This is a genomic window from Pseudomonas sp. AM4(2022) (assembly GCF_036346515.1).
In the GTDB taxonomy this organism is placed as follows: Bacteria; Pseudomonadota; Gammaproteobacteria; order Pseudomonadales; family Pseudomonadaceae; genus Aquipseudomonas; species Aquipseudomonas paracarnis.
On record NZ_JAOTNW010000008.1, the window covers coordinates 154,387 to 176,952 of the forward strand.

A 22,566-nucleotide genomic window follows, 5' to 3' on the forward strand; every position below is an offset into this window, starting at 1 on the left:
ACTTACTTCAGACGTGCCAGGCGTTCGGTCAACAGATCGAAGAAGCCCTGGGCGTCGCCATTCTCAACCCAGAACACATTCTTCTCCTGCTTGAGGCCGTCGTACCAATCGACGATGGTCTGGCCGAAGGTCGGGCCTTCGCGGCTGTCGACCACCATATTGGCCTGACGACCGCTGAACAGCGATGGTTTGAGCAGGTAGGCAACCACGGTAGCGTCGTGGACCGGGCCACCCGGAATGCCGTAGTGCTCCATATCGCCTTTGACGTACTCATTCAGAATACTGCTGACGACCTTGCTCGCGTTGTTGTTCAGGTCCGCAATCTTCTTCAGGCGGGCGTCGCTGGTGAGGACTTTATGGGTCACGTCCAACGGCAGGTAGGTCAGCTTCACACCGCTTTTGAGCACGATCTCCGCCGCCACCGGATCGGCGAACAGGTTGAACTCAGCCACTGGGGTGATATTGCCGCCATTGAAGTGGGCGCCGCCCATCACGACCACTTCCTTGATGCCCTGGGTGATTTCGGGCGCTTGAGTCAGTGCCAGTGCCAGGTTGGTCTGCGGCCCGAGCATGGCGATGGTGATGCTGTGCGGCTTGGCGCTGCTCAGGGTCTTGATCAGGTAATCGACTGCATTGCCTTCGGCCAGGCCTTTTTTCGGTTCATGCACCGTGACGCCCGAGATGCCTTCCTTGCCATGAATATTCTCGGCGTAGATCGGTTTGCGCAGCAGCGGCGCTGGCGCACCTGCGTACACCGGGATGTCCTCACGCCCTGCCCACTCGCGCGCCAGGCGCGCGTTGCGGGAGGTCTTGTCCAGGCGCACATTGCCGGCGACGGTGGTCAGCGCACGAATGCTCAACTCCTGCGGCGAGGCCATGGCGAACAGCAAGGCCACCACATCATCGGCACCCGGGTCGGTGTCAATGATCAGGTCGATTTTTTCCGCCGCTTGGGCGCTTGCAGCTGTGAGCGCGGACAAAAGCAGAACACTCCGGAACAGGTTTTTCAGGGTAGGTAGACCACGTTGCATAAAGCACTCCTTGTCATAGGGGGGACGCTAGAACGTTACGCCGGACACCAGCGCGATATTGCAGTACGGCTGGCACTCGCCAGTGCGCACCACAGCGCGGGCATTGCGGCTCAATTGCTTGAATTGATCATGGCTGAGCAGGCGTCGCTCGCCCAGTGCAGCCTGCTCTGTGAGCACATCAAGCTCGGTCAGCGCGGGCGGTTGTTTCAACAGGATCTCTTGTGCCAGCACATGGCTTTCCACCTGCATTTCGCTCAGCACGATACGCAAGGTGCTGATGAAATCCGGGATACCCTGGGTCAGTGCCAGGTCGATCAGTTCGACGCCGGGCGGCACCGGCAGGCCGGCATCGCCGATGACCAGGATGTCGCCATGGCCCAGAGACGCGATCACGCGCGACAGGGCGATATTCAGCAAAGGGGTCTTTTTCATGCGGGCACAAAACCTTTTACGTCGTGCAGCGTAGGAATGGAAGGCTGAGCGCCGGCGCGGGTCACCGACAACGCCGCCGCCACCTGGCCAAAACGGATCGCCTCGGCTTCGCTCTGGCCCGCGGCCAGCGCGGCGGCAAAGCCACCGACAAAGGTATCGCCAGCAGCGGTGGTATCCACCGCCTTCACCTTCGGCGCCACCAAGTGCTCAAAGCTCTTGCCGTCGGCAAACAGCGCGCCCTGGGCGCCCAGGGTAATGATGACCTTACCGGCGCCCGCTTTAATCAGCGCGCTCGCGGCGACCTTGGCGCTGTCGAGGGAGTCGACCGTCACGCCGCTCAGAGCGCTGGCCTCGCTTTCATTGGGGATCAGATAATCGATCGAGGCATACCAATCAGCGGGCAACGGTCCGCTTGCCGGGGCAGGGTTGAGGATGACCGTCTTACCCAGCTCGCGCCCCCGCTTGAGCGCATACCCAACGGTCTCCATCGGCACCTCAAGCTGACAGATGATCACATCTGCAGCCTGCAGCACAGCGTCGCACGTTCGCAGTGACGCAGGCGTCAGCTCACCGTTGCTGCCGGCCACAATGACAATGGCGTTCTGGCTGCTGTCATCGACCACGATCAACGCCACACCGCTGGAGCCGTCCACCGTGCTGACGGCCTGGCAATCGATCCCTTCCACCAGCAGCGCATCGCGCAATTGGCTGCCATAGGCGTCGGTACCGATGCACCCCACCATTGCGACACTCGCCCCCAGGCGTGCCGAGGCGACGGCCTGGTTGGCGCCCTTGCCACCGGGCACAGTGGAGAACGTCTGGCCGATCAGGGTTTCACCGGCACGCGGCAAGCGACTGGCGCGGGTGACCAGGTCCATGTTCAAGCTGCCTATTACCACTACTTTTGCTGGCATACATCAGTACTCATCAATTCGGTTCAGCGGTATTGGGCGAACACATCAGCCAATGGCGCGGTCGACTCACGCAAAACAATACTGGGCGTCACGATACGTTGATCGATCGGCAGTTGGGGTGTTGCTATTCGTTGCAGTAATAATTCGGCCGCAGTCTCGCCCAATTGCAGGATCGACTGGCCAACCGTCGTCAGCGCCGGGTAGACGTAGCACCCCATCTGGATGTCATCGAAACCGATGACCGACAGCTCGCCCGGCACACGCACATTGCGCTCGGCGGCGGCGCGCAGCACGCCAAAACCAATCATATCGTTGCTGGCGAAAATCGCGCTGGGCGGGTGTTGCGATAATAACTGTACGGCTGCGGCATACCCGCCCGTGCTGGTGAAATCGCTTTCCAGGGTACGACTGGCCAGCACCTCGATGCCCGCCTCGCGCAATGCACGCTGGTAACCCGCCAGGCGCATCTGCGCCACGCGGGTATGCCCAGGGCCGCCGATACAGGCGATGTCCCGGTGCCCCAATTCCAGCAAGTGCCGGGTCGCCAGGTAAGCGCCCTCTTCGTGATCGATGCGCACCAGGTCCACATCAATCCCATCCAGCGCCCGATCGACAATCACCATGGGCGTGCGCACTGCACTCAAGCCTGCGGCAAGGCCACTGTCATCGCCGCCCACGGATGTCACGATCAAGCCGTCGACGCGCTTTTCCAACAACACGCGCAAATAACTGCGCTGTTTCTCTGCGTCGTCATCCGAGTTGCAGAGGATCACGCAATAGCCATTACGCTCGCAGTAATCCTCGATACCCCGAGCCAGCTCGGCAAAATACGGGTTGAGACTGTTGGGCACCAGCAGGCCGATGGTCGCCGTGGTCTTGGCCTTGAGCGAGCGCGCGACGGCACTGGGCACGTAGTCCAACTGCTTGATCGCCGCCTCGACCTTGATGCGTACCGGCTCGCTGACCGGGCGCGTCTTGTTCACCACATGGGACACGGTGGTGTAGGAAATACCTGCAAGCGCTGCCACATCCTTGATCGTTGCCATGGTTCAGCCCCGCCGACTGGCGCGCTGGCTGCGATAAGTATCGAGGACCACGGCAATCACGATCACGGCACCGGTGATGATGCGTTTAGTCGGTTCCGTCGCGCCAATCTGCGCCAGCCCGGCGGCCAAGACCGAAATGATCAACACCCCGAAGAACGTACTGATGACCGAGCCACGCCCGCCCATCAGGCTGGTGCCACCGATCACCACGGCGGCGATCACTTGCAGCTCCAGGCCCGAACCGGCATTCGGGTCCGCCGCTTCCAGACGTGAAATCTGGAACAGCGCCGCCACACCAGCCAACAGGCCCATCAGGCTGAACACCAGGATCTTGTAAGGCTTGGGGTTGATACCCGCCAGGCGCACCGCTTCTTCGTTGGTGCCGATACCGATCAGGTAACGACCGAAGACCGTACGGGTCAGTACCAACTGGGCCGCGATGATCACCAGCAGCGCGATGATAAACGACGGGGAAATACCGAAGGCAATCGGGTTGGACAGCCAGGCAAACGAGTCACCGATATAAGCGGTGCGCGAGCCCGTCATCTGGTAGGCCACGCCGCGGGCCATCTCCAGCACGCCGAGGGATACGATAAATGACGGAATGCGCCAGGCCACCGTAATGGAACCGGTGATGGTGCCGGCCAACGCCGCGCAGCCCATGCCCAACAGGGCGGCGGGCAACACGCTCCAGCCCCAGCCCAGGATCGCCACGCTGACTGCCGAGGCCGCCAATGCCAACACCGAGCCCACGGACAGGTCGATGCCGCCAATGATCAGGATGAAGGTCATGCCCACCGCGAGCACCATCAGGTCTGGGATCTGGTTGGCCAGGGTGCTGAAGGTGTCATAAGACAGGAAGTGATCGCTGAGTACCGAGAACAGCGCGATCATCGCCAGCAAGGCACCTGCCAGCCCCAGGTAAGTACCCAGGCCATAGAAGTTGCCGCCAGTTTTACCGGGGGAAATGTTTGTTTTCATGGGGTATTCCTAGGCGCGGCTTCGTTGAGCAGCGCATCACGTTTCTGATAGCCGGCAAAGGCGGCGGCGAGCAATTCGTCCTGGGTCCAGCTGTCACGCTCGAAGGTCTCGATCAGGCGCCCGGCGGACAACACACCGATGCGGTCACAGATCAGCATCAGCTCACGCAGGTCACTGGACACCACTACCAGCGCTTTGCCCTGACGGGTCAATTCACCGAGCAAGGCGTAGATGTCGAACTTGGCACCGACGTCGATACCGCGGGTGGGCTCATCGAACAGCATCACCGCGCAATCGCGCTCCAGCCATCGGCCAATCACCACCTTCTGCTGGTTACCACCCGACAGCTCGGACACCCGTTGCGTCGGGCTGGAACTGCGGATACGCATGGCGTCGATCTGGCGCTTGGCCAGAGCGGTTTCGTTGCGGCTGTTGACGACGCCACCGCCGGAAATTTCCGGCATGTTGCCCAGGGCGATGTTGGCGCTGATGGACTGGGTCAGCAGCAGGCCCTCACCCTTGCGGTCTTCGGTGATCAGGGCAATACCATGACCGACCGCGTCTACCGGCGAGCGAATGCTCACCACCTTGGCCGGTGACCCCAAGGCCACGGTGCCGCTGTCGGCCGGGTCAGCGCCGAAGATCAGGCGCAGCAATTCGGTGCGGCCGGCGCCGATCAGGCCAGAAATGCCATAGATTTCACCGGCGCGCACTTCAAAGGACACATCGCGGACCTTGTCCGAACGGGTCAGGCCCGTCACTGTCAAGGCCGGGCCTCCTATGGTGCGCGGGCCCAAATCGATGTGTTCACCCAGTTCGCGACCGACCATCAAGGTCACCAACTGCTCACTGTTGTAATTGGCCATCGGCTCGACGCAGACCAGCTTGCCGTCGCGCAATACCGCAATGCGCTGGGCGACACGGGCCAACTCTTCGAGCCGGTGCGAAATATAAATGATCGCCACGCCTCGGGCCTGCAGGCGCGTGATTTGTTCAAACAGCATCTCGACTTCACGAGCAGTAAGCATCGCCGTGGGCTCGTCGAGGATCAATACATGGCAGTCGCCGATCAGGTTACGGGCGATCTCGACCATTTGCTGGTGACCAATGCCCAGGCTGCCCACCAGCGTGTCCGGGTCGATCGCGTCCAGGCCGACTTGGGCCATGGCTTCGATCGCGGCTTTGCGCAGTTGTTTACGGCTGATCCAGCCACAGCGGCTCGGCAGGTTATCCAGGAACAGGTTTTCCGCCACGGTCAGCGTGGGCAGCAGGTTGAGTTCCTGCATGACCATGCGCACGCCCAAGGCTTCGGCCTGGGTGCGGCTGGCGGGGCGGTAATCCTGACCATTGAATTGCATGTGCCCGGTGGTGGGCGTGACCAGGCCGCCGATGATCTTCGACAAGGTACTTTTGCCTGCGCCGTTCTCACCGGTCAGCGCCAACACTTCCCCGCGATTGAGCGTCAGGGTGATGTCGGACAGAACCGGTTGGGCATAGGTCTTACCGATACCGCTGACCGAGAGGACAGCGTTCGGGGCGGAAGATGACATAGGAAAATCTCCAGGCGCCCGCTCAGGACGAGCGGGCGCTGTTGGGTACTGCCAGGATTACTGCTTGATGACGAGTTCGACCGGGGTTTCGATCACGCCATCTTTGGCATCGACTTTCTCACCCTTGACCAGCTTCAGCGCGTTCTGGATACCGAATACGGCTTGCTGGGCGGCCGCCTGGTCAGCGGTGGCCAACACGCGGCCGTCCTTGAGCATTGGTTTGATCGCGTCAATGTTGTCATAGCCCACAACCAACACCTTGCCGGCCTTGCCTGCCGCACGCACGGCGGAAACAGCGCCAAGGGCCATGTTGTCGTTACCGGCCAACAGCGCCTTGATATCCGGCGTTTCGCTCAGCATCGCTGCCGCGATCTTGTTGCCTTGGTCGATTTCCCAGTTACCGGATTGGGTGGAAACAATCTTCATGCCTGCCGCGTCCATCGCATCCTTGAAGCCCGCGGTGCGCTGCTGGGCATTAGTGGTCGTGGGTACGCCCTCGATGATGCCGACCTTGTCACCAGCGGCCAGTTGCTTGGCCAGGTAGTCACCCACCAGCTTGGAGCCTTTGCGGTTATCCGGGCCTACAAACGGAATATCGAGGTTTTTGCTTTTGAGTACTTCCGGGTCCAGGCGATTGTCGATGTTGACCACTTTGATACCGGCATCGGAGGCCTTCTTCAGCACACTGGCGAGTGCCTTGGAGTCGGCGGGAGCGATGACAAGCGCATCAACCTTGGCGTTGATCATTTCGTTGACGATGGCGATCTGCGCGCTGGTATCGGTTTCGTTCTTGATGCCGTTGGAGATCAACTTGAATTCTGTTGGGTGCGCTTTCTGGTAGTCCTTCGCACCGTCGGTCATGGTGACAAAAAACTCATTGGCAAGGGACTTCATGACCAAACCCACGGTAGGCGTTTTGGCAGCGTCATCGGCAAATGCAGAAGAGAGAGGCAAAGCGGCGGATGCGGCAGCAAGCACAGCAACAGCAAGAAGACGTCCAGCAAATGGCAGCTTCATGGGTTCACTCCGATCTTATGATTATTGTGAGCAACGCTTGCACCGAAGACCCCTTCGGCAGCCCTCCCACCTGGGCGGCTGATACGAGCTGTCACGATGTGCCAAGGGCGCAGTGAAACATCTCGCAAACGTTTGCGTTGAGCAAACTATGAGAACCTTGTCGAGATTTGTCAACGGTAGCAGCGAGCCTTTCATGGACGCCCTCCAAGCCCTCCCTTCAGCTACCCGCCGCTGATACGTTTAAGCAAAATCGCCCTCTCTGACGTTCGCTGAAACGACAGGCTGGGTGGCGAATGATCACACAGGGTGCCCGGACAAATCGTGAACGCTTTCGGACAACCGAACACCACAGCCCTTCTCGTTCGGAAAGCCGGACAGCACCGAGCCCAACCAAACCAAAATATTACTTTAAGTTGTTTTAAATCAATAAGTTAATTTAAAAAATCCAACATGCTCAGCCTGGTACAAATCCTGCTCTTTCTCAGCACCTCGCGGCGTTCAGAACCGCCCGGGTGTTCTAGATGAACCTGCTACAGCACTCATCAAAAACCAGAGAGAAAAATAATGAAATCTGCATTGAAGAACGTTATTCCGGGCGCCCTGGCCCTTCTGCTGCTGTTCCCCGTTGCCGCCCAGGCAAAGGAAGTTGAAAGCAAGACCAAACTGTCCAACGTAGTCATCCTCGCCACCGGCGGTACCATCGCTGGCGCTGGCGCCAGTGCGGCCAACAGTGCCACCTACCAGGCGGCCAAAGTCGGCATCGAACAACTGATCGCCGGCGTTCCTGAGCTTAGCCAGATCGCCAATGTTCGCGGCGAACAAGTGATGCAAATTGCGTCGGAAAGCATCAATAACGAAAACCTGCTGCAACTGGGTCGCCGTGTCGCCGAATTGGCCGACAGCAAGGACGTGGATGGCATCGTGATCACCCACGGCACCGATACCCTTGAAGAAACCGCCTACTTCCTGAACCTTGTGGAAAAAACCGATAAGCCTATCGTGGTCGTTGGCTCCATGCGCCCAGGCACCGCGATGTCGGCAGACGGCATGCTCAACCTGTACAACGCCGTTGCGGTCGCGGGTAGCAAGGAAGCCCGCGGCAAAGGCGTGCTGGTCACCATGAACGACGAGATCCAATCGGGTCGCGATGTCAGCAAGATGATCAATATCAAGACCGAAGCCTTCAAGAGCCCATGGGGCCCAATGGGCATGGTCGTTGAGGGCAAATCCTACTGGTTCCGCCTACCGGCCAAGCGTCACACCATGGATTCTGAGTTCGACATCAAGACCATCAAAAGCCTGCCTGACGTTGAAATTGCCTACGGCTACGGCAACGTGAGCGACACCGCTTACAAAGCATTGGCCCAAGCGGGCGCCAAAGCGATCATTCACGCCGGTACCGGCAATGGGTCGGTATCGTCCAAGGTCGTTCCAGCGCTGGTGGAATTGCGCAAGCAAGGCGTGCAGATCATTCGCTCTTCCCACGTCAACGCCGGTGGCATGGTTCTGCGTAACGCCGAACAGCCAGACGATAAATACGACTGGGTCGCCGCCCTTGACCTGAACCCGCAGAAAGCCCGCATCCTGGCCATGGTCGCCCTGACCAAGACCCAGGACAGCAAGGAACTGCAACGGATCTTCTGGGAATACTGATCCCTGCTGATTCACCTGTAGAAAGATGCTTTTGTGGCGAGGGAGCTTGCTCCCGCTGGGCTGCGAAGCGGCCCAAAATACTTGCGGGCGCTACGCACCCGAGCGGGAGCACGCTCCCTCGCCACATTCAGCCCCTCTCCCCCGCACCTCAACAAACTTCCTGATTCGCTGTCAGACGAACTTCTTGAAATTTAAGCAGTTGCGAAATTGCCTACAGTTAAATACTGTATGTGCGTACAGCAAATTAAGGAATGCTCTGTGGCAAAGCCCTCTTCCGCAGCACCTGCATCGCCTGACGCCTACCAGCGCCTGGCTATCCGCGTGCAAAAAATCATCAATTCGACCAACGCTCAAAAAGCCAAGGCAGCGTTGATCTTCCGTTTACCCGATGAGCCGGAGAACGATTGGCAACGTTTACTGGAAGAGATTGCAGAAAATGACAATGTCACCCTCGCCTATCGGGATGACGGTGGCGTGCAGATTTTTTGGGTTGTGCCGAAGGAAGATTGATTGTGAGTGCCCGTTTTATTGCTGTGTGCTGTCTGTTTTTAACCTTCACCGCCAACGCCCAAGCCCCTCGCACCTTCAGCGAAGCCAAGAAAATCGCCTGGAAGCTTTACGCGCCGCAATCCACCGAATTCTATTGCGGCTGCAAATACACCGGTAACCGGGTGAACCTGAAAGCCTGCGGTTATATACCGCGTAAAAACGCCAACCGCGCCGCGCGCATTGAGTGGGAACACATCGTACCGGCCTGGCAAATCGGGCATCTGCGCCAATGCTGGCAAAATGGCGGACGAAAAAACTGCACGCGCCATGACGAGGTGTTCAAGCGCGCCGAGGCAGACCTGCACAACCTGGTGCCGAGCATCGGCGAAGTGAATGGCGACCGTAACAACTTCAGCTTTGGCTGGCTGCCGGTGCAAAGCGGGCAGTACGGCTCATGCCTGACTCAGGTGGACTTCAAGGCGAAGAAAGTCATGCCGCGCCCGTCCATTCGCGGAATGATCGCGCGCACGTATTTTTATATGAGCAAGCAATATGGCCTGCGCCTGTCGAAGCAGGACCGGCAATTGTATGAAGCCTGGAACAAGACCTATCCGGTGCAAACCTGGGAGCGCCAGCGTAACCAGACCGTGGCTTGCGTGATGGGGCGTGGTAATGAGTTCGTCGGCCCGGTCAACCTGAAGGCCTGCGGCTGAACGTGGGCGGGGTGCCCGCCCACCTGGCCTGCTGCTACTGCGCAGCCTTGTGTTCGATAATCTCCGATACGGTGTCGTTTTTCTTGGCCCGCGCCATTTTTTCGTTTAGCAGTGCCTGCTTGGCTTCGGCCTCGGCTTTGGTCGCGAACGGCCCCAATAGCACCTCATCCTTGCCGTCGACTTTCACGATATAGAAATTGAACCCGTGTTCCAGCAACCAGGCGGTCAGGTCGGTGATCGCCTGCAACTTGTGGTCCGGCGGGCCGACCCGTATATCCCACTCCTGAGCGGCAATCGCACCGGTTTGCGGCAGGCTTTCGGTCACGGCAGGCTTGGCCTTGGGGGCATCGACCGACTTACCTTCACCGCATCCGGCCAACGCCAACACCACAATTGCCATCGCTACTTTACGCACTGCCCTGCTCCTTTGAGGATCAAAGAGGCAACTTTACCATTCACTGTCTATTCTGGCCGTCATAAACGTTGGCTTAAACAATGCGAATCATGTATCGCGACCTGTATGATACCGCCATGGGAATTAATGTCGCCTCTATGCGTCCTAAAAGAGGCAGTCACAGGGAAGCGCTTCGCAGTAAGCTACACACATCCGACACCTACCCTGTCTGAAACATGTGTCCTTAAAAGTAATTCAAGGAGAAGTCCATGCTTATACTCACCCGCAAAGTCGGTGAAAGCATAAACATCGGTGATGACATTACGATCACCATCCTGGGCGTTAGCGGCCAGCAAGTACGAATCGGCATCAACGCCCCTAAGGATGTTGCCGTGCATCGCGAGGAGATTTACCAGCGTATCCAGGCTGGCCTGACTGCACCCGACAAAAACCAGACGCCTTGAAACGCCTCCAGTAGCCAGCCTTTTCGTTCACTGTAACGGCTGGCGAAAACCCAATTGGCCTGTTCGCGTTTCCCCACGTGACCAGCGCGCCTTGAGCTTTCCCTTCGCTGCAAGATGAAACTGTCAGGATCTCTGGAACTTGTCGCGCTATTGGCAGCCCAATTTCTGACACTTTATCCTGCCATCAAAGTGCATTTCAGGAACACGTCGATGAGGCCAGCCGCGTCGCAACCGCTTGTTTCAAAATCCTGGATGATTGCCCTGCTGATAGGGCTGGTCTTCGTGGCACTCGGGTGCTGCTTGAGAATGGAAGTGGAAGGAGCCGATCCCGACACTCATTCCTGGTTGGATCTTGCACTTCTGCTCTGTGGCTACCTGCTTGCGTTCTGCCTCAAGCCCATCCAGAAGGTGATCTTGCGCAAGCTGCGCCAGCGCGCCGCTCATCGCCCCCCTGAAAAAACTGCACGCTGAGGGCGTTTACCTGTTATCGGATCGCCGGTATTTACAGCGCCGCCGCACCACCTATCATTGGGCTTGCGCGGTCAGTCAAAGGTGCAGATACAGATGGACACCCTTAGCAAAACCCAGATCGAATCGGCATTGGCAGCGCGCCTGCCCAGCTATACCGTTGAGTGCACGCTGCATGCCGACGGGACGCTCTCAGCCGTTCTCAGCGGCCCGGGAACCGATCACTTCGCCATTACCGGCATCGTGCGTGCGCATTATCACGGTACAGAAGCCATCAACCGGCTCGCCACCGAGATACTCAGGGAAATGGTGGTGTCGCGCCAGGGGATGAAAAACAGCCGGCTGCAGGCATTGTCAGACCCCATCGACTGCGCAGAAGGCCGCGACCGGTAACGGGCTTGGCCTTCTGCGCATCATGGCGCCAGTTGACGCAAGGACAACAAGCCATCAGCCCCACGCTGGGCTTTCAACGCACTATATTCCTTGATGCAAGCATGGGCAGTCACCATCGGCGCCACGTGTGTCGAGGTCACCACCATGATATCCGCCCCCGCCGCTTCCCCCGCCTGAATACCCACTGCGGCATCCTCGAACACCAGGCAGTCTTGCACCGGCACGCCCAGGCGCTGGGCACCCAGCACATAACAGGCCGGATCGGGCTTGCCCGTCTTCACATCTTCGGCTGTCACCAGTACCGCCGGCACCGGGATGCCCGCCGCTTGCAGCCGGCGCACGGCCAATGCCTTTGGCGCTGAGGTGACCAACGCCCATTGATCGGCGGGCAGGCTGGCCAAAAACGCCACGGCGCCAGGAACGGCCACGATGCCTTCGACATCGTCCAGCTCAGCCTCGGTGATCCATTGGGCTTCTACCTGTGGATCGACACCCGGCAACGCCTGGCGGGTGATCGTATCAATCGCGCGGGCACCATGAATGGTGTGCAGGAACGCTTCCACATCCAAGCCGTGCCGTGCAGCCCAGATGCCCCACACGCGCTCCGCAGCGGCAATGGAGTTGAGCAGGGTCCCGTCCATATCGAACAGAAAGGCGCGGTAACGCCGGGTAAATACCTTTGGAGTTGGGGTGGACACTGCACGGCTTCCTCATGGGCTGGGCCCTGCAATCTACGGATCACCTCGACGCTTGTAAACGCCGAGTCCTGGCCCGTCAGCTCCAAGGCAAAAATGACGAACTTGTCATGATCCTGTTGGTTGGCTGTTGGGGTCGCCTGGTTACCGTGAGCTCACTACCAACCCGGAACGTGAGACACCACCATGAAACTGATTGCCCTGGGCTTCGCCGCTTTGCTCGTCACTGGCTCGGTATTCGCTGCCGACGCCGCCCCTGCCGCCAACGTGATCCATGACAAAACCGGCTTCTTCGTCCACTTGGATGTCGCCAAGGTGTTGTCGAGCACCGACACCTACGGCCAATGCGGGGTTGTGCCCGCGCAACTGCGCTACCTGGACCACCAAGACCGCGAACATGTGCTGGATTACCAAGTCCAGGGCACCGGTTGCGCCAATGACAATTGATCGGGCTACACTGGCGCAACTTATTGAAGCAGAGCACTTCCCATGAACATCCTTGTAGTCGAAGACGAACCCAAGGCCGGCAATTATCTGCTCAATGGCCTGCAGGAGCTGGGGCATTATGTGAGCCTGGCCCGCGATGGCGTGGACGGTTTGCACCAGGCCCTTGAAACGCCCTTCGACGTGATCGTACTGGACGTGATGATGCCAAAAATGGATGGCTGGGAAGTGCTGCGTCGCCTGCGCAAAGAGGCCGATACCCCGGTGCTGTTCCTCACCGCCCGCGATGACATCGCCGACCGCATCAAAGGCCTTGAACTGGGTGCCGATGACTACCTGATCAAGCCCTTTTCGTTCGCCGAACTGGTGGCGCGCCTGCGCACCCTCAACCGTCGTGGCCCGAGCCGGGATGAAGAACAACTGCACATCGCCGACCTGCACATTGACGTACTCAAACGTCGAGTGACCCGCGCCGGCACGCGCATTACCCTGACCAACAAAGAGTTCGCCCTGCTGCATCTGTTCGCAACGCATCAAGATCAGGTGCTGTCCCGCTCGCTGATTGCTTCGCGAGTGTGGGACATGAACTTCGACAGCGACACCAATGTGGTGGACGTCGCCGTGCGCCGCCTGCGCCTGAAAATCGACGACCCGTTCCAGCTCAAGCTGATCCACAGCGTGCGTGGCATTGGCTACCGCTTCGATACCCAGCCATGAACCGCCAACACCCTTACTCCCTGACCCTGCGCCTGGCGTTGATCTTTGCCCTGCTCGCCTTCGTCCTGCTGGCAACCCTGGGCGTGGCGCTGTACCGAGAACTGGAGCGCGAACTGATCCGCCGCGATGACGCCGCGTTGATATCCCGAGTGGATCAGCTACGCAACCTGCTCAACGACAGCAATACCCTGGACCTGATCAAGACCAAGCCAGAGCTGTTCCAGAACATGTTGGGCAACCGCGAATCCGTGCTGAGCATTGCCGCCCCCGGCAAACAGCCACTGCTGCTGGTAAACCCGGGGAATATTGAGCTGCCGTCGATCCAGCCACTGCCCAAAGATCACAAACTCATGTTGAGCGACGTGCAACATTTGCCAGGCCTGAACGGTATTCCCTTCTCGGTGGTGGCCGTGGCCATCGACTCCGGCGACTTGGGCAGCCTGCAAATCACCAGCGGCCGCCTGATGACCGAGCGCACCGCAGTGCTCGCCAGTTATCGACTCAGCGTATACATCCTGGCGAGTATCGCCGCGATCATCCTGGCGCTGGTGGGTTACCTGCTGGTTCATCGTGGCTTGTTGCCGTTGCGCCGCCTGGCCCGGCATGCCCAGGGGATCGGCGTCAGCAACCTGGCCGAACGCCTCGACAGCCACGGCGCACCGAAGGAATTGCTGCCCATGATCGACTCGTTCAACACCATGCTTGAACGCCTGGCCAAAGGCTTTGTACAACTGGGCCAAGTGTCCACCGACATGGCCCATGAACTGCGCACCCCGATCAACAACCTGCTCGGCGAAACCCAGGTGGCCCTGCAGCAGCACCGCAGCATCGAGAGCTACCAGCAACTGCTGGCCTCCAATGTCGAAGAGCTGGAACGCCTGGCGCGGATGCTCGACAACATGCTGTTCCTGGCCCGCACCGACCCCGCCAGCGCACTGCGTCAGCGCCAGGCGCTGGACGCGGCGGATGAAGTGGAACGTATCGCAGATTATTTCGAAGGGCTGGCGGGTGATGTGGACATGCACATCACCGCCTTGGGCGAAGGGGTGATCTGGGCTGAACCGATGTTGCTGCGCCGGGCCTTGGCCAACCTGTGTGCCAACGCCATCAAGTATGGCGCGCCGGGCTCGGAGCTGAGTATCCAGGCAGTGCAGGATGGCGCGGGCATCAACCTGAGGGTCAGCAACCACGGCCAGACGATCCCGGCCGAGCACCTGCCGCGGCTGTTCGAACGGTTCTACCGGGTGGATGAATCCCGCGAGCGTTCATCTCAGTCCAACGGCCTGGGACTTTCGATCGTGGCGACCATCATGCAGCTGCATAACGGGCGGTACCGCGTGAGCAGTGAAGATGGCGTGACCTGTTTTGAGTTGTTTTTCCCCGGCCGTGAAGCCTGAGGGCGCTGCAACTCAATCAAACGCACCGTTCAGAACTTCGTAGATGATACCGGTCGCAATGGCCACCAATATCAAGTCAGTTCCCGCTTGCTGCCATTCGTAACCATCATAACGAGGCAACTGCCCCAGCAAGCGGCCGTCCAGCTTCTTGGCAATTCCGGGCGGCAGGGGCTTGCCGCGTGCCAGGTTTTTCTGAATGCCAGGCGGTAAGGCCGGGCCAGCGCGCCAATAATCGCGGTGCCCGCCCAAGACATTCAGCACAAGACTGCGATCAACGCTGAAGTCATTTCTGGAGTGACCGCCCTTGTCTTTGGCCTTACCCGGCCCGCCCTGGGCATTACCTTTGTTATTACCGTGACCTTTGCCGTTGTCCTGCCCACCATAGGCATCACCCTTGTTATTGCCTTGGCCTTTGCCATTACCTGGATCTGCAAGGGCAAGGCCACTGGTCAAAGACAGTGCAAGGGACAACGCAACCGACACGAACTTCGTACGCTTTAACATGGCGGCTTCCTAAGGCCAATATGTGCTTGAACTGTAGTTGAAATCGCAACACAGCGTACACAAACAACAGCGCCTGCCGTCAGCTCACCTGACCACCACTCAAGGCGATATCTACTTGGGTTTGCCAGGCTGCCAACGCCGCCACACGCAATCCCTCGACTATTGTCGATAGCGCCATCGACGGCTCGCCCGACTCAGGCAAACCAGGCACATGAATAAACCCACTGCGCACCCCAGTTCCCGCCAGCGCATGCTGCAAGCGATAAAACACCTGATTACACACAAACGTCCCCGCCGTTTGCGATACCGAGGCGGCAATACCCGCCTCACGCACCGCCTTGACCATGCCCTTGATCGGCAACGTTGAGAAGTACGCCGCCGGGCCGCCATCCACCACTGCGGTATCAATTGGCTGAGCCCCCAGATTGTCGGGAATACGCGCATCGTTAACGTTGATCGCAACGCGCTCGATGGAAATATCGTTGCGCCCAGGCCCCAGGCCCGTGGCGATGACCATTGCCGGCCGCAGTTCGTTGATCAACTGCAGCAAGGTTTCGGCAGCAGTGGCAAATGCGCAGGGCAAGCAACGCGCAACCATCTGCACCCCCTCGCACAACTGCACACCGTCCAACTGGCGCACGGCCTCCCAAGAGGGGTTCACCGCCGCCTTATCAAAGGGCTCGAAGCCCGTCAGCAGTACGCTTTGCATAGTTGCCTCACATCAACAGGTAAAGCAGCACGATATTGACCACCAGCATCATCAGCGCCGTGGGTATCTGGGCCTTGATCACCGCGTTTTTGTCCGGCAGTTCCAGTAGCGCCGCCGGTACGATATTGAAGTTGGCCGCCATCGGCGTCATCAACGTACCGCAATAGCCGGAGAACATACCAATCGCCGCCATCACCGCAGGGTTGCCGCCGTAAATCCCCACCAGCACCGGCACGCCGACGCCACCGGTCATGACCGGAAAGGCCGCAAAACCATTGCCCATGATCACGGTAAACAAGGCCATGCCCAACACATAGACCATCACCGCCACCAACTTGTAGTCCAGGTTGATGTAAGTGGTAGTGACATGGGCGACCGCCGTCCCCACCCCAGCTTCATTGAACAACAGCCCGAGCATCGCCAGCATTTGCGGGAGCACCATGGCCCAACCCAGGGCTTCGGTCAGGCGACGGGATTCGCGTAACGCCTGTACCGGCGTATCACGGGTCAGCCAGCAGGCCAGGCCAAGGGCGATCAGGCAACCGATGCCCAGGGAGACAAAGGTGGTGTTCTTCGGGTCCAGCAGCGGTACGCCGCCGATTTCGGTGTGTTTGAGCAACACCGAACCAATCACCGTGGTCAGCGGAATCGCCAACGCCGGGATGAACAATTTGTGGCCCAGGCGCCCGGCACTGGCGCGGGACGCCTTGTCATGCAATTCGGCATGCTGGCCACGACCAACGCCCCCCAAGCCTGCAATCAATGCCATCACCACCACACCCCCTCCGATGACCACCGAAGGCAGGCGCTCACCTATAAGGAACGGCACCGCAAACAATAACCAGAACAGCGCACTGGACCAGCGCTTGGGGTGGGAACGGTCGAACAGGATCATGCCGGCGGTGATCAGCAACAGCACACCCGCCAGCCAGTACAGGTATTGAATGGAAATAATCATTGAGCAGCCTCCACCGGGGTGGTGGCCGAGCTCATTTCGCGGGTTAAGCGCCGATCGAAACGATGCAGCCGGATAGCGTGAATGATGAAGGCACAGATCGCCGTCGGGATGCCCCACACCGCAATGTGCAGCGGCTCCACATCAATCCCCGAGCCGAGTAGGAAAGTGTGCATCAACGCAATCGCACCAAAGGCCACGAAGATGTCCTCACCAAAAAACAACCCGACATTGTCGGTGGCAGCGCACATGGCCAGTACCTTGTGGCGCAGCTTGTCAGGCAGCTTGCCATAGCGTTTTTCCGCCGCGCCCTCGGCCATCGGCGCCAGCAGCGGCCGCACCATCTGCGGATGCCCACCCAGGCTGGTCAACCCCATGGCAGCCGTGGACTCACGCACAAACAGATAAATGATCAGCAAGCGCCCGACCGTGGCGCGTTCGAAGCGTGCGATCCAGTTCTGCGCATGCAGGCGCAGGCCATGACGCTCCAACAGGCCAATCACCGCCAGCGGCAATAACAGAATCAGTTGCAAGGCACGGGTCTGAAGGAAGCCATCGCCCATGGTGGCGAGAATTTTTTCCAGCGGGAACTGGGCGGCAAGCCCCGTGGCGACGGCGGCCGCGGTGACCACCAACAGCGGATTGAAGCGCAATACAAAGCCAACCACGATGACAAGTACGCCGATCAACGGCCATAAGTTCACAACAGTTTGCATGGCGAGGAGGTCCTTTAGTGCGCGCTGCGGCGCCATTACAGCAGGATGTGGGCAAAGGGCTCACAGCTTGAAAGTGGCGTGCAGTCGGCTCGGTTTTTTTATTGTTGACCTGGCAGGTCGAGCGTCAGTGGCGGCAACTTTGCTGCCTTGGGCCGGGGGTGTCCAACAAGAAAAATTGTTGCTGCAAACCAATAATTTTTGTGGGGGGATGGCATCGGGCGGTACGGTGCCTGGAAGGAATCGAGCCCAGTATTTTTGGACAAGCCGTATGGATGAGCTTGCTATGGCGTCAGAAGTGAAAAATCCTGATCAGCACCTATACTCCACAATGCAGCTGTGTGTACTTGCAGTCCATTCACGGCGTCATGCCGACAATGAGGGGTTCCCGCTATGTATGCCGGACAAATGAGTAATATGGCGACCACGCTTGGCGAGATACGCTGCCAACTTTTCGCTCAGGTGATCTGCCTTCTGGCGGTGGCGACGCTGTTCGCCTGATCGAACACTCCAGCCCTGAAAGGACGCCGCCCGGCGCCTTGACTTTCTTTTGCCCAAATTTCAGGCAACAAAAAAGGGCCCACCTTTCGGTGAGCCCTTCTAGACCGCCCAGCAGAGCGGATTTTGTTTGGTAGGCGCGATTGGACTCGAACCAACGACCCCCACCATGTCAAGGTCTGCTAGGAGCAAGCTCCCAGCCCTGCTGCTCTTGGATTTCACAGAACGCCCATTCACATTATGAGGCGTCAAAAATGGCCAATATTCGCTTACTTCCGTCCGGCAACTGGAACGCTCAGGTACGGGTAAAGGGTAAATCTGCGCAGTCAAAAACCTTCACTACCAAAGCCGAAGCTCAGTCATGGGCCAATCAGCTTGAAGCCGTGACGATGGATCACAAGCACCACACCATCTACACGCTGGGCATGACCTATTGCGAAACCATGCTCAAGGGGAAAGGTAGCTACGACCACGCGCTGAAAATCGTCGAACACCTAGGTAGGCACTTCACTCAGCCCATTCACGAAATCACGCCGCAAATGATCAACGACTTCAAGATCATGCGATTGAGGAAGGTCAAGCCTTCCACGTGCAGAACTCAGCTCGCATTCATGTCGCGGTTCTACCGGTTTGCCAAACGCGGCCTGCTGATCGACATTCATAATCCTGTGAGTGATATCGCACTTCCAAAGCCAGACCGGTCTTCGGACAAGGTGATCAGGGCAAGTGAGCTTGAGCGTTTGCTGGAAAAGCTCTCTCCCACCATGAAACTCATCGTAGAACTAGCATACGAAACTGCGATGCGACGCTCTGAAATCCTGAAGCTAACGAAAGACTGCCTGCACCTCAGTGATCGCATTGCAGATGTGATCGACGGGAAGAACGGCACACGGTCTGTCCCCCTCACCCGTCGCGCTGTTGAAATTCTCCACCTCGCCCAACTTTGGGCCACTGTGGGACGTCACCCGAACGGTCAAGTGTTCACCGTCACACCGCACGCCGTAACTCAGGCTGTGCGCTTAGCACGCGTAAAGGCAGGTTTAGATAGTAGCGTCAGGCTGCATCAACTCAGGCACACCAGAATCACGAACGTCGCGAAAAAGGGATTCAACAACGCTCAGATCATGATCGTATCTGGGCATAGAGATACACGATCCGTAGCGCGCTACTCCCACCTGAATGTCAGGGACGTACTGCACCTGATCGACTGATCAAACCGGGCGGGCAGCCATGATGAATTGGGGTTGGCTGCCTCTCCCCATCCAAATGGTTCGGCAAGTACAAGACGAAATGGGGATCACCACCCCAAGAAAACCTTCCACAGTTTCGTCACACACTGATCGACGACCTGCGTGACGCGGGCATAGGACTCCCTGATCAAGCGTATCGCTGGGCACGAAGACTCTGCCGTCACCTTCGGTGTATACGGTAGCCGCACGGCTATTAAAGCGATGTTCGAAGCAATCAAAAACCTCAACTTCGACCTAGCAAAATAGCTGAAGAAAAAGTTGACAAACCCGTCCAACATATTGACAAAAGTGCGCTTACTAGTATATAATATTCACATATAAGGAGAAACTATTACCACTCCTAGCGACTTGCTTTTCTTCTACCGTCAGTGACGTGTTAGTTACCTTCTCCCTTAATTATTAGGCCACTCCTTCAGCGGGTGGCCTTTTTATTGCGCAACGCTCAACACACACTCCAACTTTTTATTACCAACTCTAAACGGAGCGATTTTTTATGCCTATAGAAAAACAATGCATTGTCTGTAACAAATCACTAGCCGGTAAACGTAGTCACGCGGTCACTTGCTCATCTACCTGTCGCGGAATTCGCTATAGGGCAAACAAAACACGATTGTTGTCTCTGAAGCTAGCATTCCGCGCCACTCACTTTGAAGCAATCAAAGACGCTGCTGAGGCATCTGGCGTATCTATTAACAAGTACGTGCATGGCCGTCTAACTAAAGACTTGGAGCTTTCACAATGAAGGTATTCCTCAATGAACAAGCTGTTTTCCAACTGGAAGCGCTAATGCGTCGAGCTGGGCATAAGAATCATCAGCACTGTCTACAGGTTTTGATCAGTACCGCCACCAATAACCTTAGACGTGCAGACGAGAAGAAAGCTGCACGTACATGATAAAACCAACCCAAAGGATAAATAATGAATACTTATACTGGTAAAGTTTTTACCACACCAATGCTTAAACGTCACTTAGCAGTCAAGCAAATTCAGCACTACCAGCATCTCCAACAGTCGGCATTATCAACTAGTGACAAGCAAGAGTTCAGACGTACTACTAACATTATTGACAAGCTTTCGACAGAGTATGGCGCTTCATTACTTCATTAAGCCCGAGCGCAATCCAAATGAGTACCAGCTTACATCACGTCCACAGGGGACTTGTAAGGGCATTTGAACGGCAGCGTGCAAAAGGAAAGGCACAGCAACAAACCACACAATTTGTACAGAAGGCCGACGACAGTAATGATGCAATCATCACGAACCATGTAAAAACCAGTGATGTATTCAGCACCAGTACAGAGCTCAGCGATAAGCAATACAGGACCGCAATCATCGAAGCAGCGGTAACTCACATCAGACAGAAAAAGGAAAAACTATAATGACCACTAAAGTATCCATCAAAGGCTCCGCTCCGAAGTTTGACGAGCAAGTTTTGAAGCAACGTCAAGCAGCACGACATATTGTTTATGATCAAACTGATGAGTGCACTGCTCTCGTCCGTGGTGAGATCCCGGTTCAATTCCTGACCAATATAATTGATCATCATGTTAAGGGTTACACGCTAAGCATGAAGTATCCACCTTCTTTTGGCTCTGGTAGTTACTGGTGTCGTATGGAGAAGCCTGACACCATAAAGATTGGTGAACGCCAAGCGCTTGATGCCCAAGTGAAGCTTGAGTACATCGCTTGGCTTGAAAGCGAGCATGATAGGTATAAAAAAATGCTCACTGAGCAACTGCTTCAAATAGCAGAGGCTAAAGAGAAAAAGAAAGAAGACGACAAGCGAGCTAAGTTTCTTTCAGAGATTGAAAAAGAAGTACTCGAAACATTTGGTGATTTGGGTATCCCTGAGTAACCCAGCAACACACGCTACAAGCGACAGCAGCCAGAAGCTCCCACAAAGGCTTTACAGAGCGTTCCCAATGCAACCCTACCCAATGTGGCCCCGACAGCTAACCATGCTGTTCGGGGCTTTTTGCTTGCTGGGATTTACCATAGCGGTTTCACCACACACCCATTGACGTCCCCATGTAAAAAAATGTTTTAGAAAAGTCCGCCTTGTCAAGTTTTAATTGACGAGCGGCATGGGTGCCTGTATAATAGCTCGCTCAAAACAGACCCGATCAAAACCTCATGGTGATCATTAGTCGATTCCGACCTAGTGCATCATGCGGAGTTTTTACGTCTCTGATTTACCCACACCATCTGGCACCTACCGAGAGGGATTGCCTATGAGATGAACTGAAAAAAGGAGAGTCACCCATGTCGCACCCGCTCGCCATTAATTCGCCTACCACCAGTAAGCACCTCACCCTTTCCCAGTTGCTATCAGCAGCAGGGTTGGAAGCATTGAATGCACGTATTTCAGCAAATGCTGATGCATTGATTGCAAGCAAGATAAAAGAGAACAATTACAATCGAGAACCAAAAGGGGCTAGTGGCTCCAAGCCAAATGTCGTGATGAATCCATTCGTTGGTCATATGTGGTCTGTTAATGACGACAATGGTGGTCAAGCATATCCTGAGTTTGCTATGGACATCATTGAAGGTGTTTGTCGTCTTGATTGGCATGGCCGCCCTATTGGTGTTGGCGGCATTTCCAAACCATTGAGTGTAAAGAAGCTCATCAATATTCTTGAGTGGTTTCCTGAGATTACTAACGAAAAGATTGAAGATTTCCTCAATCTTAAAGAACGACATGCACGACGTTATGTGAAAGCTGCTGAACTCGTCATTCCTCATATGATGAAATGTCGCCCTGCGCACCTTAGAATGGTGATGGATGATGTACCTGCATCCCCTGAGTCATGTGTAGGGAATGTGATGGATGATGTATGTGTGCCAACTGCGGAGGAACTGGCTAAGCTACACCATGATCTGCGCACCCTGACCCAATTCAAGAGTGCGGAAGAGTACGACCGAAATCACAAAGATGAGCTGTCAGGTGCTCGTGTCACCAACGTGATTGCATTCCCAGTTCGCAAGCAGCACCCCAAGAAGCACGAAGTAATGGGTATGCGGGCACAGGGGCTATCTCTATCGGAGATCGAACGATTGACAGGCGTACCACGGAAGACCGTCCGCAGGTGGCAAGCCGAAGCATTGGAATTGGCAGCTTAGCAGGGGTGGGTCATAATAC

The 22,566-nt window shown here is 57.0% G+C and carries 27 protein-coding genes and 1 pseudogene; 15 read left to right on the forward strand and 13 right to left on the reverse strand.

Going from position 1 to position 22,566, the window contains the following annotated elements:
- Positions 1–2: 2 nt before the first annotated feature.
- The 7 genes from ODQ19_RS13315 to ODQ19_RS13345 are packed head-to-tail and all read right to left on the reverse strand — an operon-like array spanning position 3 to position 6,971.
- Entirely contained in the window at positions 3–1,031 is a 1,029-nt protein-coding gene (locus ODQ19_RS13315; RefSeq protein ID WP_330210273.1) for a nucleoside hydrolase, read from the reverse strand.
- A gap of 27 nt (positions 1,032–1,058) precedes the next feature.
- The gene (gene rbsD, locus ODQ19_RS13320) at positions 1,059–1,463 is read right to left on the reverse strand and encodes a D-ribose pyranase (RefSeq protein ID WP_330210274.1); all 405 of its coding nucleotides are present in this window, start codon (positions 1,461–1,463) and stop codon (positions 1,059–1,061) included.
- Positions 1,460–2,377: a ribokinase gene (rbsK, locus tag ODQ19_RS13325; protein WP_330210275.1), complete on the reverse strand. Its 918-nt coding sequence runs from the start codon at positions 2,375–2,377 to the stop codon at positions 1,460–1,462. Before rbsK ends, rbsD begins: the two co-directional genes overlap by 4 nt.
- A 23-nt stretch (positions 2,378–2,400) precedes the next feature.
- Positions 2,401–3,423 carry a LacI family DNA-binding transcriptional regulator gene (locus ODQ19_RS13330; RefSeq protein ID WP_330210276.1) on the reverse strand — a complete coding sequence of 341 codons (1,023 nt, stop codon included), beginning with the start codon at positions 3,421–3,423 and terminating at the stop codon, positions 2,401–2,403.
- A gap of 3 nt (positions 3,424–3,426) precedes the next feature.
- Positions 3,427–4,404 (reverse strand): ABC transporter permease, encoded by a 978-nt coding sequence (locus ODQ19_RS13335; RefSeq protein ID WP_044275169.1) that lies wholly within the window; start codon positions 4,402–4,404, stop codon positions 3,427–3,429.
- Positions 4,401–5,954, reverse strand: coding sequence for a sugar ABC transporter ATP-binding protein (locus tag ODQ19_RS13340; RefSeq protein WP_330210277.1), 1,554 nt, complete (start codon positions 5,952–5,954; stop codon positions 4,401–4,403). The genes ODQ19_RS13335 and ODQ19_RS13340 overlap by 4 nt, the downstream gene beginning before the upstream one ends.
- A 57-nt stretch (positions 5,955–6,011) precedes the next feature.
- Entirely contained in the window at positions 6,012–6,971 is a 960-nt protein-coding gene (locus ODQ19_RS13345; RefSeq protein WP_003192504.1) for a sugar ABC transporter substrate-binding protein, read from the reverse strand.
- Between the two features lie 564 nt (positions 6,972–7,535).
- On the opposite strand from ODQ19_RS13345, the gene ODQ19_RS13350 reads away from it, so the two are divergent.
- The 3 genes from ODQ19_RS13350 (at position 7,536) to ODQ19_RS13360 (ending at position 9,826) form a co-directional block, all read left to right on the forward strand.
- Positions 7,536–8,624, forward strand: a complete 1,089-nt coding sequence (locus tag ODQ19_RS13350) for an asparaginase (protein WP_019820900.1) — start codon at positions 7,536–7,538, stop codon at positions 8,622–8,624.
- Between the two features lie 258 nt (positions 8,625–8,882).
- A complete protein-coding gene (locus tag ODQ19_RS13355) occupies positions 8,883–9,134 on the forward strand; it encodes a DUF1654 domain-containing protein (RefSeq protein WP_003192507.1) in 252 nt (83 codons plus the stop codon).
- A 2-nt stretch (positions 9,135–9,136) separates the two neighbouring features.
- Positions 9,137–9,826: an endonuclease I family protein gene (locus ODQ19_RS13360; RefSeq protein WP_330210278.1), complete on the forward strand. Its 690-nt coding sequence runs from the start codon at positions 9,137–9,139 to the stop codon at positions 9,824–9,826.
- A gap of 34 nt (positions 9,827–9,860) precedes the next feature.
- On the opposite strand, the gene ODQ19_RS13365 is transcribed toward ODQ19_RS13360, so the two are convergent.
- The gene (locus ODQ19_RS13365) at positions 9,861–10,226 is read right to left on the reverse strand and encodes an SPOR domain-containing protein (protein ID WP_019820896.1); all 366 of its coding nucleotides are present in this window, start codon (positions 10,224–10,226) and stop codon (positions 9,861–9,863) included.
- Between the two features lie 263 nt (positions 10,227–10,489).
- Here ODQ19_RS13365 and csrA point away from each other — a divergent pair, with 263 nt between their 5' ends.
- The 3 genes from csrA to ODQ19_RS13380 all read left to right on the forward strand — a co-directional run bounded on the left by csrA (position 10,490) and on the right by ODQ19_RS13380 (position 11,545).
- Complete coding sequence (gene csrA, locus ODQ19_RS13370; protein ID WP_003192511.1) at positions 10,490–10,684, forward strand: carbon storage regulator CsrA; 195 nt, start codon at positions 10,490–10,492, stop codon at positions 10,682–10,684.
- Between the two features lie 210 nt (positions 10,685–10,894).
- Entirely contained in the window at positions 10,895–11,155 is a 261-nt protein-coding gene (locus tag ODQ19_RS13375) for a hypothetical protein (protein WP_116666577.1), read from the forward strand.
- Between the two features lie 93 nt (positions 11,156–11,248).
- Entirely contained in the window at positions 11,249–11,545 is a 297-nt protein-coding gene (locus tag ODQ19_RS13380; RefSeq protein ID WP_116666576.1) for a hypothetical protein, read from the forward strand.
- Between the two features lie 20 nt (positions 11,546–11,565).
- Here ODQ19_RS13380 and ODQ19_RS13385 read toward each other — a convergent pair whose 3' ends face one another.
- Positions 11,566–12,243 carry an HAD family hydrolase gene (locus ODQ19_RS13385; protein ID WP_330210279.1) on the reverse strand — a complete coding sequence of 226 codons (678 nt, stop codon included), beginning with the start codon at positions 12,241–12,243 and terminating at the stop codon, positions 11,566–11,568.
- A 183-nt stretch (positions 12,244–12,426) separates the two neighbouring features.
- Here ODQ19_RS13385 and ODQ19_RS13390 point away from each other — a divergent pair, with 183 nt between their 5' ends.
- Genes ODQ19_RS13390 through ODQ19_RS13400 form a run of 3 tightly spaced genes read left to right on the forward strand, consistent with a single transcriptional unit; the run spans position 12,427 to position 14,798 of the window.
- Complete coding sequence (locus ODQ19_RS13390) at positions 12,427–12,687, forward strand: DUF2790 domain-containing protein (RefSeq protein WP_014719138.1); 261 nt, start codon at positions 12,427–12,429, stop codon at positions 12,685–12,687.
- Positions 12,688–12,729: 42 nt separating this feature from the next.
- Positions 12,730–13,401 carry a heavy metal response regulator transcription factor gene (locus ODQ19_RS13395; protein ID WP_330210280.1) on the forward strand — a complete coding sequence of 224 codons (672 nt, stop codon included), beginning with the start codon at positions 12,730–12,732 and terminating at the stop codon, positions 13,399–13,401.
- Positions 13,398–14,798, forward strand: a complete 1,401-nt coding sequence (locus ODQ19_RS13400; protein ID WP_330210281.1) for a heavy metal sensor histidine kinase — start codon at positions 13,398–13,400, stop codon at positions 14,796–14,798. The genes ODQ19_RS13395 and ODQ19_RS13400 overlap by 4 nt, the downstream gene beginning before the upstream one ends.
- A gap of 12 nt (positions 14,799–14,810) precedes the next feature.
- Here ODQ19_RS13400 and ODQ19_RS13405 read toward each other — a convergent pair whose 3' ends face one another.
- The 4 genes from ODQ19_RS13405 to ODQ19_RS13420 all read right to left on the reverse strand — a co-directional run bounded on the left by ODQ19_RS13405 (position 14,811) and on the right by ODQ19_RS13420 (position 17,682).
- Positions 14,811–15,302, reverse strand: a complete 492-nt coding sequence (locus tag ODQ19_RS13405) for an anti-virulence regulator CigR family protein (protein ID WP_116666571.1) — start codon at positions 15,300–15,302, stop codon at positions 14,811–14,813.
- A gap of 79 nt (positions 15,303–15,381) precedes the next feature.
- On the reverse strand, positions 15,382–16,011 hold the full coding sequence (gene pcp / locus ODQ19_RS13410; RefSeq protein ID WP_330210282.1) for a pyroglutamyl-peptidase I: 630 nt from the start codon (positions 16,009–16,011) through the stop codon (positions 15,382–15,384).
- 7 nt (positions 16,012–16,018) lie between these two features.
- Complete coding sequence (locus ODQ19_RS13415) at positions 16,019–16,969, reverse strand: DUF979 domain-containing protein (protein ID WP_116666569.1); 951 nt, start codon at positions 16,967–16,969, stop codon at positions 16,019–16,021.
- Positions 16,966–17,682: a DUF969 domain-containing protein gene (locus ODQ19_RS13420; RefSeq protein WP_116666568.1), complete on the reverse strand. Its 717-nt coding sequence runs from the start codon at positions 17,680–17,682 to the stop codon at positions 16,966–16,968. Before ODQ19_RS13420 ends, ODQ19_RS13415 begins: the two co-directional genes overlap by 4 nt.
- A 749-nt stretch (positions 17,683–18,431) precedes the next feature.
- On the opposite strand from ODQ19_RS13420, the gene ODQ19_RS13425 reads away from it, so the two are divergent.
- From ODQ19_RS13425 to ODQ19_RS13450, 6 genes and pseudogenes are all read left to right on the forward strand, one after another.
- Positions 18,432–19,388: a tyrosine-type recombinase/integrase gene (locus tag ODQ19_RS13425; protein ID WP_028236708.1), complete on the forward strand. Its 957-nt coding sequence runs from the start codon at positions 18,432–18,434 to the stop codon at positions 19,386–19,388.
- Between the two features lie 44 nt (positions 19,389–19,432).
- Positions 19,433–19,673 (forward strand): annotated as a pseudogene (locus tag ODQ19_RS13430) (site-specific integrase); the annotation flags it as partial.
- A 672-nt stretch (positions 19,674–20,345) separates the two neighbouring features.
- Positions 20,346–20,534 (forward strand): hypothetical protein, encoded by a 189-nt coding sequence (locus tag ODQ19_RS13435; protein ID WP_330210283.1) that lies wholly within the window; start codon positions 20,346–20,348, stop codon positions 20,532–20,534.
- Between the two features lie 17 nt (positions 20,535–20,551).
- Entirely contained in the window at positions 20,552–20,806 is a 255-nt protein-coding gene (locus tag ODQ19_RS13440) for a hypothetical protein (protein ID WP_330210284.1), read from the forward strand.
- Positions 20,806–21,282, forward strand: coding sequence for a hypothetical protein (locus tag ODQ19_RS13445; protein ID WP_330210285.1), 477 nt, complete (start codon positions 20,806–20,808; stop codon positions 21,280–21,282). The genes ODQ19_RS13440 and ODQ19_RS13445 overlap by 1 nt, the downstream gene beginning before the upstream one ends.
- 407 nt (positions 21,283–21,689) lie before the next feature.
- A complete protein-coding gene (locus ODQ19_RS13450; protein ID WP_330210286.1) occupies positions 21,690–22,547 on the forward strand; it encodes a helix-turn-helix domain-containing protein in 858 nt (285 codons plus the stop codon).
- The last annotated feature ends 19 nt before the right edge of the window (positions 22,548–22,566 follow it).

Coding starts and splice junctions, on each gene's coding strand:
- ODQ19_RS13315 (WP_330210273.1), bottom strand. CDS start 1,031: ATGCAACGTGGTCTACCTACCCTGAAAAACCTGTTCCGGAGTGTTCTG.
- rbsD (WP_330210274.1), bottom strand. CDS start 1,463: ATGAAAAAGACCCCTTTGCTGAATATCGCCCTGTCGCGCGTGATCGCG.
- rbsK (WP_330210275.1), bottom strand. CDS start 2,377: ATGCCAGCAAAAGTAGTGGTAATAGGCAGCTTGAACATGGACCTGGTC.
- ODQ19_RS13330 (WP_330210276.1), bottom strand. CDS start 3,423: ATGGCAACGATCAAGGATGTGGCAGCGCTTGCAGGTATTTCCTACACC.
- ODQ19_RS13335 (WP_044275169.1), bottom strand. CDS start 4,404: ATGAAAACAAACATTTCCCCCGGTAAAACTGGCGGCAACTTCTATGGC.
- ODQ19_RS13340 (WP_330210277.1), bottom strand. CDS start 5,954: ATGTCATCTTCCGCCCCGAACGCTGTCCTCTCGGTCAGCGGTATCGGT.
- ODQ19_RS13345 (WP_003192504.1), bottom strand. CDS start 6,971: ATGAAGCTGCCATTTGCTGGACGTCTTCTTGCTGTTGCTGTGCTTGCT.
- ODQ19_RS13350 (WP_019820900.1), top strand. CDS start 7,536: ATGAAATCTGCATTGAAGAACGTTATTCCGGGCGCCCTGGCCCTTCTG.
- ODQ19_RS13365 (WP_019820896.1), bottom strand. CDS start 10,226: ATGGCAATTGTGGTGTTGGCGTTGGCCGGATGCGGTGAAGGTAAGTCG.
- csrA (WP_003192511.1), top strand. CDS start 10,490: ATGCTTATACTCACCCGCAAAGTCGGTGAAAGCATAAACATCGGTGAT.
- ODQ19_RS13375 (WP_116666577.1), top strand. CDS start 10,895: ATGAGGCCAGCCGCGTCGCAACCGCTTGTTTCAAAATCCTGGATGATT.
- ODQ19_RS13380 (WP_116666576.1), top strand. CDS start 11,249: ATGGACACCCTTAGCAAAACCCAGATCGAATCGGCATTGGCAGCGCGC.
- ODQ19_RS13390 (WP_014719138.1), top strand. CDS start 12,427: ATGAAACTGATTGCCCTGGGCTTCGCCGCTTTGCTCGTCACTGGCTCG.
- ODQ19_RS13395 (WP_330210280.1), top strand. CDS start 12,730: ATGAACATCCTTGTAGTCGAAGACGAACCCAAGGCCGGCAATTATCTG.
- ODQ19_RS13400 (WP_330210281.1), top strand. CDS start 13,398: ATGAACCGCCAACACCCTTACTCCCTGACCCTGCGCCTGGCGTTGATC.
- ODQ19_RS13405 (WP_116666571.1), bottom strand. CDS start 15,302: ATGTTAAAGCGTACGAAGTTCGTGTCGGTTGCGTTGTCCCTTGCACTG.
- pcp (WP_330210282.1), bottom strand. CDS start 16,011: ATGCAAAGCGTACTGCTGACGGGCTTCGAGCCCTTTGATAAGGCGGCG.
- ODQ19_RS13415 (WP_116666569.1), bottom strand. CDS start 16,969: ATGATTATTTCCATTCAATACCTGTACTGGCTGGCGGGTGTGCTGTTG.
- ODQ19_RS13420 (WP_116666568.1), bottom strand. CDS start 17,682: ATGCAAACTGTTGTGAACTTATGGCCGTTGATCGGCGTACTTGTCATC.
- ODQ19_RS13425 (WP_028236708.1), top strand. CDS start 18,432: ATGGCCAATATTCGCTTACTTCCGTCCGGCAACTGGAACGCTCAGGTA.
- ODQ19_RS13435 (WP_330210283.1), top strand. CDS start 20,346: ATGAATACTTATACTGGTAAAGTTTTTACCACACCAATGCTTAAACGT.
- ODQ19_RS13440 (WP_330210284.1), top strand. CDS start 20,552: ATGAGTACCAGCTTACATCACGTCCACAGGGGACTTGTAAGGGCATTT.
- ODQ19_RS13445 (WP_330210285.1), top strand. CDS start 20,806: ATGACCACTAAAGTATCCATCAAAGGCTCCGCTCCGAAGTTTGACGAG.
- ODQ19_RS13450 (WP_330210286.1), top strand. CDS start 21,690: ATGTCGCACCCGCTCGCCATTAATTCGCCTACCACCAGTAAGCACCTC.